This window comes from Streptomyces europaeiscabiei (assembly GCF_001550375.1).
Lineage (GTDB): Bacteria > Actinomycetota > Actinomycetes > Streptomycetales > Streptomycetaceae > Streptomyces > Streptomyces europaeiscabiei.
The window spans coordinates 1-14,478 of sequence record NZ_LRTR01000261.1 but is presented as its reverse complement, the minus strand read 5'-3'; the positions used below and the strand labels follow the sequence as shown (position 1 = coordinate 14,478).

The following is a 14,478-nucleotide window of genomic DNA, read 5'->3' as shown; positions in this document are numbered from 1 at the left end:
CCGACGGTGTCCTCGTCGCCGCGTACGGCGGCCATGGCGCCCGGCGCGGCGAGCCCGCCCACCAGGCGTCCACGTTCGGCGGCGAAACCGACCGCCTCGGCCAGGGGCAGCGCCCCGGCGACGCACGCGGCGGTGATCTCGCCGACGCTGTGCCCCACGACCGCGTCCGGCGTCACCCCCCAGGCGGCCAACTGCCCGGCCAACGCCACCCCGAACGCGACCAGCAGCGGCTGCGTCACCTCCGTCCGGGCAAGGTCGGCGGGGTCGGCGTCCTCGTCCAGACACCACGCGGCCAGGGTGCGGCCGAGCACCGGCCCGGTGAGGGACGAGGCCTCGTCCAGGACGTCACGGAACACGGGCGCGGAGTGGTACAACTCCCGTCCGAGACCGGCCCGTTGGGCTCCCTGACCGGGAAGGACGAACACCGTGCGGGGCCGAGCCCGTACGGGTCCCCTCGCCGCGAAGCTCGCGGAATCTGCGGAATCTGCGAAACCTGCGGGATCTGCGGGAGCTGCGGGATCTGCCGAATCTGCGGGATCCATCGCCCCGAACGCTTCGAGTCGCTCCGCGAGGTCGCCCCCGCCCTCCGCCACCACGGCGATCCGGTACGGCCCCTCGTCCCGGGCGGTGTTGACGCTCGCGCACACGTCACCCTCGTCCAGTGCGGGGTGGGCCCGCAGATACGCGGCCAGCTCGGCGGCGGCGACGCGCAGTGCGCCGGCGGTACGGGCGGACAGGGTCAGGAGGTGCGGGCCGCCGGTGGCCGAGGGTGTCGCGGTCACGTCGGCGGCCTTCGCCTCCTCCACCCTCCTCGGCGCCTCCTCCACCACCCTCCTCCTCGGGGCCTCCTCCAGAATCGCGTGCGCGTTGGTGCCGCTGAAGCCGAAGGAGTTCACGCCGGCGGTCAGCGGGCGGCCCTCCGCGCTGGTCCACTCCTCGTGCTCGGTGACCAGGCGGAAGCCGGGGGCGGTGTGTGCGAGGAAGGGGGCGGGCGGGGTGGCGTGGAGGGAGGGCGGGAGGCGGCGGTGCGAGAGGGCGAGGGCGACCTTGACGAGGGCGGGCATGCCGGCCGCGTTGAGGAGGTGCCCGAGGTTCGCCTTGACCGAGCCGAGCCGGCGCGGGACCCCGTCGGCGCGGGGCGGGAACGCCCGGCCGAGCGACTGCGCCTCGACCGGGTCACCGATCGGCGTACCCGTGCCGTGCGCCTCGACGTACGACACGTCGGCCGGATCGACACCGCACTCCTCGTACGCCCGGCCGATCACCTCGCGCTGCCCGCGCGGGGTGGGGGCGAGGAGGCCGAGGGAACGGCCGTCGTTGTTCACCGCCGTACCGCGTACGAGGGCGAGGACCGGGTCGTCGGCGGCGCGGGCGTCGTCGAGGCGGGAGAGAACCAGCGTGGCGCCGCCCTCTCCCGGTACAAATCCGTCCGCGTCGGCGGCGAACGCACGGCACCGGCCCGTCGGCGACAGCGCGCCCGTCGCTTCGAGGAGGCGGTGGCCGGTCGGGGTCAGGCCCAGGTTGACGCCGCCGACCACCGCGAGGTCGCACTCACCGGACAGCAGGCTGCGCCGGGCCAGATGCAGCGCGACGAGGGCGGAGGAGCAGGCCGTGTCGACGGCCAGGGCGGGGCCGTTCAGGTCCAGTACCTGGCAGACGCGGGCGGCGATCAGGTTGGGAAGGTTGCCGGTGAGGGCTGCCGGGTGGCGGGCGAGGTCCCCGTCGGCGGCCTCGGCCAGGATCTCCCGGTACCCGCTGTCACCGGTCGCCGCGAAGACCCCGACCCGGCGTCCGGCCCGGCGGGGCCCCGCGTACCCGGCACGCTCCAGAGCCTCATGGGCCAGCTCCAGAAAGATCCGCGCCTGCGGGTCGGTGGCCCGTGCCTCCACGTCGTCCATACCGAAGAAGACGGCGTCGAAGGCGGCGGGATCGGGAAGGAAGGAGCCCGGACGGGGGCCGTCCCCGCACCGGTCCTCGGGTAGGCCGCCGACCGCGTCGCCACCGCCTGCGAGCAACTCCCAGAAGCCCTCGGGCGTCTCGACCCCGGGAAACCGACAGGCGACGGAGAGCACGGCAACAGCCCCGACAGGACCGGCGTCGGCATCACCCGGGCCCTTCGCAAGGGCCGCAGGCCCTTCTTCAGGGGCGCGGGGAACTGCGCGACCAGCCCCGACGGGCCTGACGCGACCAGCCCCGGCGGACCCGCCGTCGCCACCAGCCGGCTCCCCCCGAGCCGGCAGGCGCCCCTGCACACCAGAATCCCCCTCCTCCAGCATCCCCACCACATACCCCGCCAGCCCCGCCACCGTGTCGTGATCCCGCAGAGCGCCTGGCTCCACCGTCACCGAGAGGACGTCCTCCAGCCCGGCCAGCACAGCCATCGCCTTGAGCGAGGACCCCCCGAGGTCGAAGAACCGCTCGCGCAGCCCCACTTCGGACACGGGCACCTCCAGCGCACGCGCCCACACCCCCCGTACCGCCTCCTGAACCTCCCGCAGCGAACGGGGGACGCCCCCTCCCGCCCCGGCCGCACTCCCCACCGCCGCACGCGAGGCATCGCCCCAACGCCCCTCGCCCCAACGCCCCTCGACCGCCGCGTACGCGCCGGCCTCGAAGCGCGCCCGCAGCACCCCCCGGCGCAGTTTCCCGCTGGTCGTACGGGCGAACGCCCCCGGCGGCAACGGCAGTACCCGTACGTCGTCGTGCCCGAGAACCTCCCGCAGCCTCCCTGCGGCGGCCCGCAGCACCGGAGCCGCAGCCGAGGGGGCGGGCCGCGCCCACTGCACGAACGCGACGACCCGCTCGCCCCCGCCGTCGGGATCGGTGGACCCCACGACCGCCACGGCCCCCGGCGGCAGCCCCGGCGTCGCGGCGACCGTCTCCTCCAGGTCGGCCGCGTGGAACGTACGGCCGTTGACGAACACCACGTCCTTGTGGCGACCGGTGACACACAGCCGCCCGCCCCGCAGGAACCCGAGGTCACCGGTACGCAGCCAGCCGTCACCCCCGAACGCCTCCGCGCTCGCCTCGGGCGCCCGGTGGTATCCGCGCCCCAACTGCGGCCCCCGCACCTCCACATGCCCGACCCGCAGCTCACCCGACGGACCCCCGGAGTCACCGGTGATCCGTACCTCGCACCCCTCGACCGGCCGCCCCAGGTCCATCAACTCCACGGCGCGCGGCCCTGGTTCGGTCTCGGCCACCCGCCCCCGGCTGAGCGCGGCCCGGTCCAGCACCAGCGGCGTCGCGGTCTCTCCCAGCGGCGGTACGGTCACCGCGAGCGTGGCCTCGGCCAGCCCGTACACCGGCAGCGGGGCGACCGGGTCCAGCCCCGCCGGAGCCGTCCGGGCCGTGAACTCCCGCCAGACACGCGGCGCGATGGGCTCGGCGCCGACGAGCAGCAGGCGTACGCAGCTGAGATCGAGGGCGGTGAGCGCGGTGGCCGGGACGCGGCGTACCGCGAGGGAGAGGGCGAAGTTCGCGGCCGACAGGAGGGTCGCGCGGTGGCGGGCGACGGCCTCGAACCACAGGACGGGCCGCTTGGCGAAGGACAGCGGTTCGATCCGTACCTGCTTCAGGCGCGCGGCCATGGGGACGAGATGCGTGCCGATGAGACCCATGTCGTGGAAGTACGGCATCCAGGTCGCGAGCACGTCGTCGGCGGTGATCGCCATCGCGGCGCGGATCTGGCGGAGGTTGGCGAGGACGCCGGCGTGGGTCAGCTCCACGCCCTTGGGGGCGCCGGTGCTGCCTGAGGAGAACTGGAGGAAGGCGACATCGTGGGGGGAGGGGTGGTGGAGGTGCCGGGGCGGGCGGCCGCGACGGAGTTCGTTCAGCCGCAACACCCGTATATCGCTGGGGAGTCGGCTGCCGTCGTCCTCCTTCCCGTGGCTCATGCCGGTGACGACGGTGGTCGTGGCCTCGTCCACGACGACGGGCGGCCTGCCGAGGAGTTCCCACACCGGGCCGATCCGGCGCGGCTCCGGGGCGAGGGGGACGGGTATCGCTCCCGCCGCCAGCGCGCCCCAGAACATGGGCTGGAAGGCGTCACCCCGGTCGGCGACCAGCGGCAACGGGGTGCCGGGTGTCACGCCCGCGGCGAGCAGGCCGCCCGCCACGCGCAGTGCGTCGTCGCGGAGTGAGGCGAAGGTGACCGTGTGCTCCCCGCCGTCCCCCCGGACGTGCACGACGGTCTGGCCGGGGGCCTCCCGCGCCGCCCCGAGCAGCACGTCCAGCAGCGTCGACGCCGCTGCGCCGTTCACACCCTCATTCGATCTCTCCACCGTCCGGACCCTACAAGTCGGCTCGCACGGACGGACCGTCGTTGCCGGGCGTCCGCGTGTCCGCCGACCACTGGACGACCGGCGCCGTCCGGCCCGGGGTGACCGCCTGCCGCGGCACTAGTAGTGCTTGGTCAGGTTCATTCGTCGGTGGTGTGTCCGGTTGAGGGGCTGCGTCGTTGACCGGGTGTGACACCTGAGGAGTTGGATGAAGTCCGGTGCCGTCTGGAGGACTTCGCGGCGGATGTGTTCGAGCCGTTCGCGCGGGCCGATCAGCGTCGGTGGGGCGGGGTCTATCTGCGGGGACTGCTGCTGGACGGGCAGCGCAAGTCGGTGGAACCGATGGCCGCCCGGCTGGGTGAGGACGGCAACCGGCAGGCCCTGGCCCACTTCATCACCACCAGCCCGTGGGAGGCGGCGCATGTCCGAGCCCGACTCGCGTGGAAGATGGCTCCAGCGATCAACCCGACCGCGCTGATCATCGATGACACAGGCTTCCTCAAGGACGGCAACGCCTCGGCCTGTGTGTCGCGGCAGTACACCGGCACCGCCGGCAAAGTCACCAACTGCCAGGCGGGCGTGTCCTTGCACCTGGCCTCGGATACCGCCTCGGCGGCGATCGACTGGCGCTTGTTCCTGCCCAAGAGCTGGGATCCCGCCTCGCCGCTGGCCGACCCGGGCAAGGTGGCCCGCCGCGAGCGGTGCGGCATCCCGCCGGATATGGGCCATGTCGAGAAGTGGCAGCTGGCCCTGGACATGATCGACGAGACCCGGTCCTGGGGCGTCGATGTGCCCCTGGTCGTGGCCGACGGCGGCTACGGGGACACCGCGGCCTTCCGGCTCGGTCTGGAGGAACGCGGGCTGCACTACGTGGTGGGCAGCTCGACCACCGTCACTGCCCACCCACACGACGCGACGCTTCACATCCCGCCCCACAGCGGCCGCGGGCGCCCGCCCCAGCCGGCTTACCCCAAGACGCCGAGGAGCGTGAAGGAGCTGGTCATCGCTGCGGGGAAGCAGGCGGCTCGGCCGGTGCAGTGGCGGGAGGGCTCCCGCCCAGGCAGCGGCCGCAGCGGGTTCAAGCGGATGTACTCGCGGTTCGTGGCACTGCGGATCAGGCCCGCCGGACGCGAGATCCGCAAGGCCGTCGAGGGAGCCGAGTTGCCCGCGTGCTGGCTGCTGGCCGAATGGCCCGCCACCGAGCCGGAGCCGGTGCAGTTCTGGCTCTCCAACCTGCCCGACGACACTCCACTCACCACGCTGGTGCGGCTGGCCAAGCTCCGCTGGCGCATCGAGCACGACTACCGCGAGATGAAGCAGGCCCTGGGCCTGGCCCACTTCGAGGGCCGCACCTGGAACGGCTGGCACCACCACGTCACCCTCGTCTCCGCCGCCCACGCCTTCTGCACGCTCCAGCGACTGGCCCGGACCCCAAAAGGGACGGCGCCGGCCTGAGCCTCTACCAGGTCGTCCGCGAGATGCAGTTACTCCTCGCGGTCTGGACCGGCGCCTGCCCCACCTGTCACCGCGACATACCCACAGCGATACCAACCTGACCAAGCACTACTAGCATGCCGGTCCATGGCGATGTTCGTGCACCTCACCTCGGCGGCCGACGCGGCGCGCATCCGGCGGGCCGGAGTCCGCGCGGTCAGCCATGGGCAGGGCGGGGCGCGCGGGGTGTACTGCTTCCCGGTGCTGCCGTCGTACACCCTCACCCACCAATGGCTGCGCGAACTGGGCCGGTTCGGCAGCAGGGGCGGGCTGGTGGCCGTCCATGTGCGGCTGGACGACGCCGAGGAGGTGCTGGCCGGGCGGTACTCGGACCGCGCGCGGGGCGGGCAGGCCACCGTCACCGCGGCCGAGGCGGTGCGGCGGATCTCCGGGCTGGCGGATCCGCGCGGGTGGGAGGTGTTCGTGCCCCGGGCGATCAGGCCCCGGGAGGTGCACCGGGTGCGGGTGGCGCCCCAGGTGGTGGGGTGGCGGTACTTTCCCGACGCGCACGGCACCCGGCCCTGCACCTGCTTCGGCTGCCGGGTACGCGGCGGCCACGGGGCGCGTCGCCTGCGCGAACGGCTCCCGCACCCCCTGGACGGCCCGCCGCCGCCCGCCCGAGTGCTCCTCACCCGGATCGACGCGGCCGGCGACCCCGGCGACCCGGTCGCACTGCGGGAGGTCCTGCACTGGTTCGGCATGCGCCGCAGGGGCCCGCTCGCCCCACTGGCCCGTCTCGCCGCCCACCCCGACCCCGGTGTACGGGAGGACCTGGTCTGGGCGGTCTCCGGCTGGTCCACGCCCGGAGTGGGCGAACTGCTGGACCGCCTTGCCGACGACCCGCATCCGGATGTCCGTGAGGCCGTGGAAGCAGTGCGGGAGGGCTAGGCGGGCCGTAGGGCGGGGCCGGGGCGGGGGCAGTACCGCAGGGCTGCCCCCGCATCCCCTTCTAGGTCCAGCTGTGGGCCACGTCCACGACCAGCCGGCCGGGGAGTTGGAGCACCCGGAACGGCAGGCGGGCGCGGACGCCCAGGCCGATCTGGGTCTCGCCCTCGAAGCTGCCGGCGAAGCGGGTGTCACGGAAGGTGCGGTAGCCGGAGAGGTTCACGCCGGGCAGGGGCTCGGCGACGTCCCCCGGGTAGGCGACCCCACCGGTCTCGGGGTCGTAGCTCGGCGCGGCGACCCGGATCTCCAGGATGGCCCCGCCGCTCACCGGGATGGGGTCGCCGGAACCTGACTGGTGGAGCCGGTCGACGTACTGGACCCAGTAGCCGATGTGGTCGCCGCCGTCGGGGATGTCGAACACGACGCGGTCGAAGCAGTCGTGCCGGCCTGTCCTGATGTCCGCCAGCGGCACGGCACCGCTGTCGGGGATGCCCTTGACGCCACTGCCCCAGCCCGTCGGGCACGCCGCGGCGGCACGCGCGGCACCGCCGGGCACGGCGCTCGCGGTGGCCGCCGTCATCCCTATAGCGGTCCCCGCGAGCGCGAGTGCCAAGACCGCTGCTCCGATTCGTCGCATGTTGTCCCCCTTGGTGACGCAACGCTGAGGTGGCGCTGGTATCGGGTGGGACGACCGGATATGGCGGAAGGTTGTGCTCCGCGGGCTGCGGAAGTGTCCCAGGAACGTAACAGCGGGCCCGCTCGCCGCGGGGAGACGCCCGAATTTCCCCGGTTCGGGTGTCCGGTTGTGCCGCTTTGTTTCCCCTTCCTCCTGGGGGTTTGACAGTTGAAGCACCGGAAATCGATAGTACTTACCGGCGGGTAAGAACGCGTTCCGGAATCCCTGGACGCTCGAATCCCCGGCCGCTTGACTCTCCGCATGCCGGGATCGCCGCATCCCTGGATCCCGTATGCGTGAATCCCGTATGCCTGAACCCCCGTGTTTCTGAATCCCCGCATCCTCGAAAAGAGCGAATACTTCAGTGACGGAAAACACAGCTCGGTCCCGTTCCGGTTCTCTTTCCCCGACCCGTCTCCGTTCCCGGTTGCGGGTGCGGCGGGCCGCGGCGGTCGGTGCGGCTCTTCTCGGTGCCGTGGCGAGCGTGCTCGCGACGCAGCCCGCGCAGGCGGCCGGCCCGAACGACGCCGTGAACATCCGGGGCCAGGAGCCCTGGAACACCGACGGGATGATGGCGCGGGTCTGTGGCACCGACGGCGGCACCGGCTACCAGGACTGGTACGTCAACGTCACGACCGGTGAGCTGCGCGACCACTCCGCGTGGCGCGAGGCCCCCGTGTGGCACAAGGACGACGGCAAGTGGACGCTCCAGCCCGGCTGGGAGCGCTTCGAGGGCCACTGCGAGTACCCCGTCGCCTCCAGCTGGACCTACCGCGCGGCCTGGCGTCCCATCAGCGAGACCCGCACCAACTGCACCGACAGCGGCTACAGCCTGGAGCTCGCCCGCGAGTACGCCACCTCCAGGTCGTACTCCCACACCGTCGGCGGCTCCACCAGCGTCGAGGCCTCCATCGGCAGCTGGTTCGGCGTCTCCGCCGAGGCCTCCTACAGCTACTCCTGGGCCATCGAGAACTCCGTCGCCGTCACCAACAACGACGTCATCGAGATCGGCCCCGAGAAAACCGCCTGGATCGAGGCGAGCCCGACCAAGCGCGTCGTCCGCGTTAATCCGGTCTTCAAGGTCGAGTCGTACACGTGGAATTCGACCGGAAAGCGCGAGGACGTCGTCGATGTGACTTCCTGGCGTGGTCGCGGGTACGACCGCATTTACTCCTACGGCAATTACATCGACGGTGTCGCCGACGAACTCAAGAACGACGGAACGCCGCTGATGACGTTCCGCAAGAAGGACCGCCCGGCCGCGACCGAGTGCGCCTGACCCACGCCCGGACACCCCCGTGTCCGACGGGCTCCGGGCCGCCTACTTCTGCGCCACGGGGGAGCCGTTGCGCTCCGGGTGGCGGCGGCGGGCCGACGGGGCGGGGGAGGGGACTTTGCGGAGCAGGGGCGTGGTGGTGGGGCGTCCGGTGCCGGGCGGGCGGCTCACGTACTGGCTGTGCAGGCTGTCGTCGATCCGCCAGAGGATTCCCGTGGTGCGTCCCGTGGGCGCCGCCGGGTCGAGTTTGGCGGTGAAGGAGGCCAGCCGGTCGTAGAAGGTCCTGGCGCGGGCTCCGGTGGCGGTGAGTTCCGAGGCCGTTGCCTCGCGGAGGGCGTCGAGGACGAGGACCAGGTTGTGGCCGGAGAGCTGGACGTCCTGCATGCCGCCGTCCGCCTTGGTGATGCGGCCCGGCGGCAGATTGGGGTCGGCGGTGAAGTGGGCCGCCCTGGACGCGGTCGGGCCGACCCGGTCGTACGGGTCGCGCGTGCTCTGGGTCCAGCCGGGCTCCCAGACGCCGAACGCCGTGCGGGCCAGGAACGTCCAGGTGTCCTCGTGGCAGCGCAGCGTGAGGTAGGAGACGCCGGCCGCCCGCCGCAGCGTGCCGCTGTGCTCTTCGAGAGCGACCCGGTTCGCGGCGAGGGCCGCCTGGAGGACCACACGGTCCTCCTCCCGCCAGCGCCGCTCCTGCTCACCACGTTGAGCCAGCAGATCCCGTTTGATCTGCTGGCTCTTCGCGTACTGCTCGACGAACGTCTTGACCAACGTCTTGAATGCCTTGAACATGCCGCCTGCTGAGGTCGGGCCGGAGATCCTGAGGTCGGGCCGGAGATCCTGGTGTCGCGAGATCCTGGTGTCGCAGCGGCCCAACGACCGTCAGCAGATCTTGGTCACGCCCGATCGCCCTGCGCGCACGCGGTGCTCGGCTACGGGTACAACTCGACCACGTCGGCTTGGTCGTTGGCGTGTACCAGGGCCTCGTACGCGTAGGTCGGCCCGCCCCAGATCCGTTCCAGCTGACCGCTGCCGCCGGAGGTGACCCAGTTCTTGCCGACGATCCAGGCGCCGCCGGTCTGCGCGTTGAAGTAGGAGCTGACCTGGTCCTGCCAGCTTGTGCCGTCGGGCATTCTGTAGTTGGACAGCGTGTAGGAGCCGTAGTTGTAGAAGTCCAGGCGGTAGCCGGTCGCGTCGCGGTGCTGCCACACACAGGCGTATCCGGTACGGCAGTCGCCTGTTCCGGCGGCCGCCGCGCGGGTGGACGGTACGACCGACATCTCCACGCCCGGCGCCAGCCGCACGCGGTCCTTCGCGACGCGCTCGGCGCCCTCGTTGTGCCGCAGCAGGCCCTCGACCTGCCGCTCCAGCCGGGTGTCCGCCGTCCGGGCGGACGAGGAGGTCTCCGCCGTCGCGGCGACCGACGGGGTGGCCAGAGCCGTCGCGAGTAAGGATGCGGCGACCAGTCCGAGTGCGAGCGAGGTGCGGCGCGTGCTCAGCGGATTCATGTGTCTCTCCCGTTGGTGCGTAGCCGGAACCGGGTGCTCCCGTGCTCCCATGGTCGGCGGAGCCCTTCAGCCCGCACCAGGCATTTCGAGCACGGTCGAATTCCGCTGGTCACCCCGCGTACCAGCAGGTCCTCGCCGAGGCGGGTGACGGTGCGCGGGACGTTCACCGCCGATCCGCTGTCCTCGTGTGGGCGCGGGGTGAGGCAGAGACGCCGGCCGTTGTCGCCGGCGGAGGGGAGGACACCGATGTCATGACGCCCACGATTCGGGATTTGTCCGTCAACTCACCCTGGAATCAGTGCCGTTGGGGAATGCGTTGCCTCGCGAACACGGGCATGGGGACGGCCCGGGGGAGCCCCTGTGGAATTCCTGTGGCGGACTGCCTTACGTGTGAGTAGAACGTTAGGGTCTGCCGTATGAACGCTCGGCTGGCCCTGCTCAGCACGGTGGATCCCGGCGTCGCGGAGAGCGAGGTCTTCCGGCTGGCGCTCCAGCACGCGGTCGGGGAACTCGGCGCTCTCGGGGGAATGGTCCATCTGCGGGGCCCCATGTCCGCCCTGCGTCTGGTGTCGGTCACCGGCCTGCCGCCCGCCCTCACCCGCCCGTGGGAGATCATCGACCAGGAGGGCCCGCTGCCCCCGGCCCGCGCCCTGCACCAGGGCAGCGGAGTGTGGTCGCCGCTGGGCTCCCTGTCCATCGCCTGGCCCGGCACCGGTCTCGCCGCGTTACCCGTCTCCGGTTGCGACCGCACGATAGGCGCGCTCACCGTCCTCACCGGCGACCGGGGCGAACCCACCGGCCTGGAATGGGACTTCCTGCGGGCGGTCGTCGACTGGACCGAGGACCGCATGGCGCAGGCGCCCCCGCCGTCGGCACCCGCGCAGCCCGAGCCGGGCGGCGAACGGCTGCGGCAGGCGCTGAAGGAGGTCAGCGTCGGCTCCTGGGACTGGGACATCCGCACCGGCGACCTGATCTGGGACGAGGCCGCGCTGGAGCTCTACGGCACCAGACCCGCCGAGTTCACCGGGCAGATAGAGAACTGGATGCGGATCGTCCACCCCGACGACCTCGCCCCCACGTTGGCCGCGGCGGAGCGGGCGATCCGCGACCACGGCGTCTACGAGGCGGAGTACCGCGTACGGCGCCTCGACGGCACCTGGGGCTGGACGAGGGCCCGCGGCCGGGCCACCTACGACGAGCACGGCGACCCCCACCGGATGATCGGCGTCGGCTGGGAGAGCAACGAGGCGCGGTCCGCGCGCGACGCGCTCAGCCGGGCCCTGCGGCACATGAGCGACGGTTTCCTCGCCGTCGACGACGACTGGCGGATCACCTTCGCCAACCTGGAGGCGGAACGCACCCTCGGCCTCACCGAGGAGGAGCTGTTCGGGCGGCTGCTGTGGGACCTGCCCTCCGTGCGCGGGACGCCCTGCCTGGAGAGCCGCTGCCGGGAGGCCGCCGCCGAGGAGAAGCCCGCCGGATTCGACGTCCACGTGCCGGACAAGGACCTCGTCTACCATCTGCGGCTGGTCCCCGGCCCCGACGGCCGCACCATCTACTTCACCGACGTCACCGAGAGACGGCGGCACGAGGAGGAACGCCGCGAGGCCGAGCGCGCTGCCTCCGAACGGGCCCACCGCATCGCCGCGTTGACCGCCGCCCTCGCCAAGGCGACCACCTCGCAGGACGTCGTCGACGCGGTCGCCCTGCGGGTGCTGCCGCCGTTCGCCGCCACCGGCCTCCTCGTGCAGACCGTCGAGAACGGCCGCCTCCACAACGTCGGCTCCGTCGGCTACACGGCCGAGTTCATCCGCCTCATCGACCACCTTCCCAGAAAGCCGTCCGGCCCGGCCTGGGACGCCATCGACTGCGGCACCCCGATCTTCATCTCCTCACCGCGGGAGTACGCCGAGTACGTGCCCGAGCAGGCCTGTCTGCCCGCCCGCGCGGGCAAACAGGCCTGGGCGTTCCTGCCGTTGACCGCGTCCGACCACACCTTCGGCGTGTGCGTCGTCTCCTTCGACCGGCCGCGCCGCCTCACCGACGAGGAACGCACCCTCCTCACCGCGATCAGCGCGCTCCTCGCCCAGGCCCTGGAACGCGCCCGGCTCTACGACCTCGAACACACCCGGTCCCGCGAACTCCAGCGCGCCCTGCTCCCCCAGGACCTGCCCGTCCTGGCCGCCTGCGAGTCCGCCGCCCGCTACCTCCCGGCCGGGCAGGGCATGGACGTCGGCGGCGACTGGTACGACGTCATCCCGCTCTCCAGCGGCCAGGTCGCCCTCGTCGTCGGCGACGTCATGGGCCACGGCCTGTCCGAGGCCGCCACCATGGGCCGCCTGCGCACGGCCGTCCACACCCTCGCCGACCTCGAACTGCCCCCCGACGAGATCATGAGCCACCTCAACGACATCGTCGGCAGCATGGGCGAGGAGTCGTACGTCACCTGCCTGTACGCCCTCTACGACTCCACCACCCAGATCTGCTCCATAGCCCGCGCCGGGCACCCGCCACCGGCCCTGGTGTGCCCCGACGGGACCGTGCACTTCCCGGAGTGGACCGCCGACCCGCCGCTCGGCGCGGCCGAGCCGCCGTTCGAGACGGTGGAGCTGAGCGTGCCCGAGGGCAGCCTGCTCGTGCTCTACACCGACGGCCTGGTCGAGTCGGCGAAACGCGGGATAGACGAGGGCATGGCCGACCTGGCCCGTCTCCTGCGCACCGCCCACGAGGACGGCACCGCCGCCGACCTGGAGCGCCTCTGCGACACCCTCACACACGGCCTGCTCCCCGCCGAGCACGCGGCGCCGGACGACGCGGCCTTCCTCGTCGCCCGTCTGCACGCCCTCACCGACGAACGGATGGCGTCCTGGGCCCTCCTCGACGACCCGAAGGCCGCCGGGCAGGCCCGCCGCCACGTCCGCGACCAACTCGCCGCCTGGGGCCTGGACGACCTGGCCCCGAACACCGAACTCCTCGCCAGCGAACTCGTCGGCAACGTCGTACGCCATGCCAAGGGCCCCGTCCGGCTGCGCCTCCTGCACGGTTCCGCGCTGGTCTGCGAGGTCTTCGACGGCAGCCTCACCGTGCCCCGCATACGCCGGGCCACGGACACCGACGAGGGTGGCCGTGGCCTTCAGCTGATCACCGCGCTCTCCCAGCGCTGGGGCACCCGCTACACCGCCACCGGCAAGTGCATCTGGACCGAGCAGTCCCTCACCGGCCCCGACCGGACCCCGCCGCCCGACCCGCTGGAGCACCTGCTCCTGATCCCGGAGGACTTCGACGGCGACCTGGACGCGCTGTCCTTCGGGGACCTGGACGTCGCCCCGGACCACGGCGACGACCGCGAGCAGTAGCCGTCAGCAGCGGTCAGCCGCCGCCGCAGCGGTCGTGGCGGCCCCTCAGGGACAGGACGGGGACGCCTCCGGCAGCGAGTCGGTCTCGCTGTAGATGTCCGTGTCCTTCATCCAGCCCCAGGCGCCGTTGTCGGCCTTGGTCCAGATCCAGCGGTTGGGGTGCGGACCACCCACGGTGGCGCCGAAGTCGTAACTGCACTTGAACCAGCTGGGGTTGCTGTACATGTGGCCCACGACTTCGAACGTGTACGGGTTCTTGTAGACGGCCGCCCCGGGCACGTTGTTGCACCACCAGTTGCCGCCGCTCTGCCAGCAGGGGTTCGCGGCGGACGCCGAGGGCGCGGTCAGGAGGCCGGCGCCCGTGGCGAGCGCGGTGGTGGCCAGCAGGACGCCGATTCGCTTCGCGATACGCATGGTTTTCCGTCCCTCGTTCAGCAGTTGCGGATGGAGTAGACGGGCCTCCAGTTGACCCCGTAGACGCCGTCGTCGGCGGGGTAGGAGGCCAGTTGGTTGACGCCCGATCCGTGGATCCGGGCCACGGCGCCACCGGTCTGGCTGTTCTGGGCCTCGCCCCAGTCGTTCCGGTTCGACAGGGAGTAGCGGGCGCGGTCGTAGAAGGAGAAGACCCGGAACCGGTACGCCGCCGGGTCCCGGACGGAGGCGCAGAAGTTCCCCGAGCTGCAGACGATGCCGGAGCGGGTCGTCTGCCGTGGTGGTCCCGCCTCCCCATGGTCACCGTCACCGTCCGGACCGCACCACGGCTTTCGAGCGTGGTCGAATGCCGCAGGTCACGCCGCCTCCCAGGAGGTCGGCGCCCAGGCCGGTGACGGTGTGCAGGACGGTGCCGCCGATCCGCCGGCTGGTGAGGAGCCCCGACTCCCGGAGCACCGCAACATGGTGGCTGACGGTAGGCGGGCTGAGCCCGACCCGGGCCGCCAGTTCGCTCGTGGTCCGGCCCTCGGCCGCCTCCTCCAGTACGGCGGCCCGCGCCCGGCCGAGCAGCGCCGCG

At 72.4% G+C, this 14,478-nt stretch carries 10 protein-coding genes; 4 read left to right on the top strand and 6 right to left on the bottom strand.

Annotation, left to right across the window (positions count from 1 at the left end):
* Window positions 1-4,283 (bottom strand): beta-ketoacyl synthase N-terminal-like domain-containing protein (locus tag AWZ10_RS12605; RefSeq protein ID WP_244172476.1); only part of this gene is annotated, 4,283 nt, incomplete at its 3' end.
* 186 nt (window positions 4,284-4,469) lie between these two features.
* Between AWZ10_RS12605 and AWZ10_RS12600 the strand changes: the two genes are divergently transcribed.
* Both AWZ10_RS12600 and AWZ10_RS12595 read left to right on the top strand, forming a co-directional pair.
* Window positions 4,470-5,735 (top strand): IS701 family transposase, encoded by a 1,266-nt coding sequence (locus tag AWZ10_RS12600; RefSeq protein ID WP_060891099.1) that lies wholly within the window; start codon window positions 4,470-4,472, stop codon window positions 5,733-5,735.
* Window positions 5,736-5,861: 126 nt separating this feature from the next.
* Window positions 5,862-6,662: a HEAT repeat domain-containing protein gene (locus AWZ10_RS12595; RefSeq protein ID WP_173531751.1), complete on the top strand. Its 801-nt coding sequence runs from the start codon at window positions 5,862-5,864 to the stop codon at window positions 6,660-6,662.
* Window positions 6,663-6,723: 61 nt separating this feature from the next.
* Here AWZ10_RS12595 and AWZ10_RS12590 read toward each other — a convergent pair whose 3' ends face one another.
* The gene (locus tag AWZ10_RS12590) at window positions 6,724-7,296 is read right to left on the bottom strand and encodes an AMIN-like domain-containing (lipo)protein (protein WP_046710124.1); all 573 of its coding nucleotides are present in this window, start codon (window positions 7,294-7,296) and stop codon (window positions 6,724-6,726) included.
* Window positions 7,297-7,819: 523 nt separating this feature from the next.
* Between AWZ10_RS12590 and AWZ10_RS12585 the strand changes: the two genes are divergently transcribed.
* Window positions 7,820-8,614: a hypothetical protein gene (locus AWZ10_RS12585; protein WP_159015204.1), complete on the top strand. Its 795-nt coding sequence runs from the start codon at window positions 7,820-7,822 to the stop codon at window positions 8,612-8,614.
* A gap of 42 nt (window positions 8,615-8,656) precedes the next feature.
* Here AWZ10_RS12585 and AWZ10_RS12580 read toward each other — a convergent pair whose 3' ends face one another.
* Together AWZ10_RS12580 and AWZ10_RS12575 are read right to left on the bottom strand one after the other, a co-directional pair.
* Window positions 8,657-9,397, bottom strand: coding sequence for a hypothetical protein (locus tag AWZ10_RS12580; protein ID WP_060891098.1), 741 nt, complete (start codon window positions 9,395-9,397; stop codon window positions 8,657-8,659).
* Between the two features lie 140 nt (window positions 9,398-9,537).
* Window positions 9,538-10,113, bottom strand: a complete 576-nt coding sequence (locus AWZ10_RS12575) for a peptidase inhibitor family I36 protein (RefSeq protein WP_046708236.1) — start codon at window positions 10,111-10,113, stop codon at window positions 9,538-9,540.
* Between the two features lie 416 nt (window positions 10,114-10,529).
* Between AWZ10_RS12575 and AWZ10_RS12570 the strand changes: the two genes are divergently transcribed.
* Window positions 10,530-13,469, top strand: coding sequence for a SpoIIE family protein phosphatase (locus AWZ10_RS12570; RefSeq protein ID WP_060891097.1), 2,940 nt, complete (start codon window positions 10,530-10,532; stop codon window positions 13,467-13,469).
* Window positions 13,470-13,514: 45 nt separating this feature from the next.
* On the opposite strand, the gene AWZ10_RS12565 is transcribed toward AWZ10_RS12570, so the two are convergent.
* A complete protein-coding gene (locus tag AWZ10_RS12565) occupies window positions 13,515-13,883 on the bottom strand; it encodes a hypothetical protein (protein WP_046708238.1) in 369 nt (122 codons plus the stop codon).
* 324 nt (window positions 13,884-14,207) lie between these two features.
* On the bottom strand, window positions 14,208-14,478 hold a 271-nt coding region (locus AWZ10_RS12560; RefSeq protein WP_159058255.1), incomplete at its 5' end, for an ArsR/SmtB family transcription factor.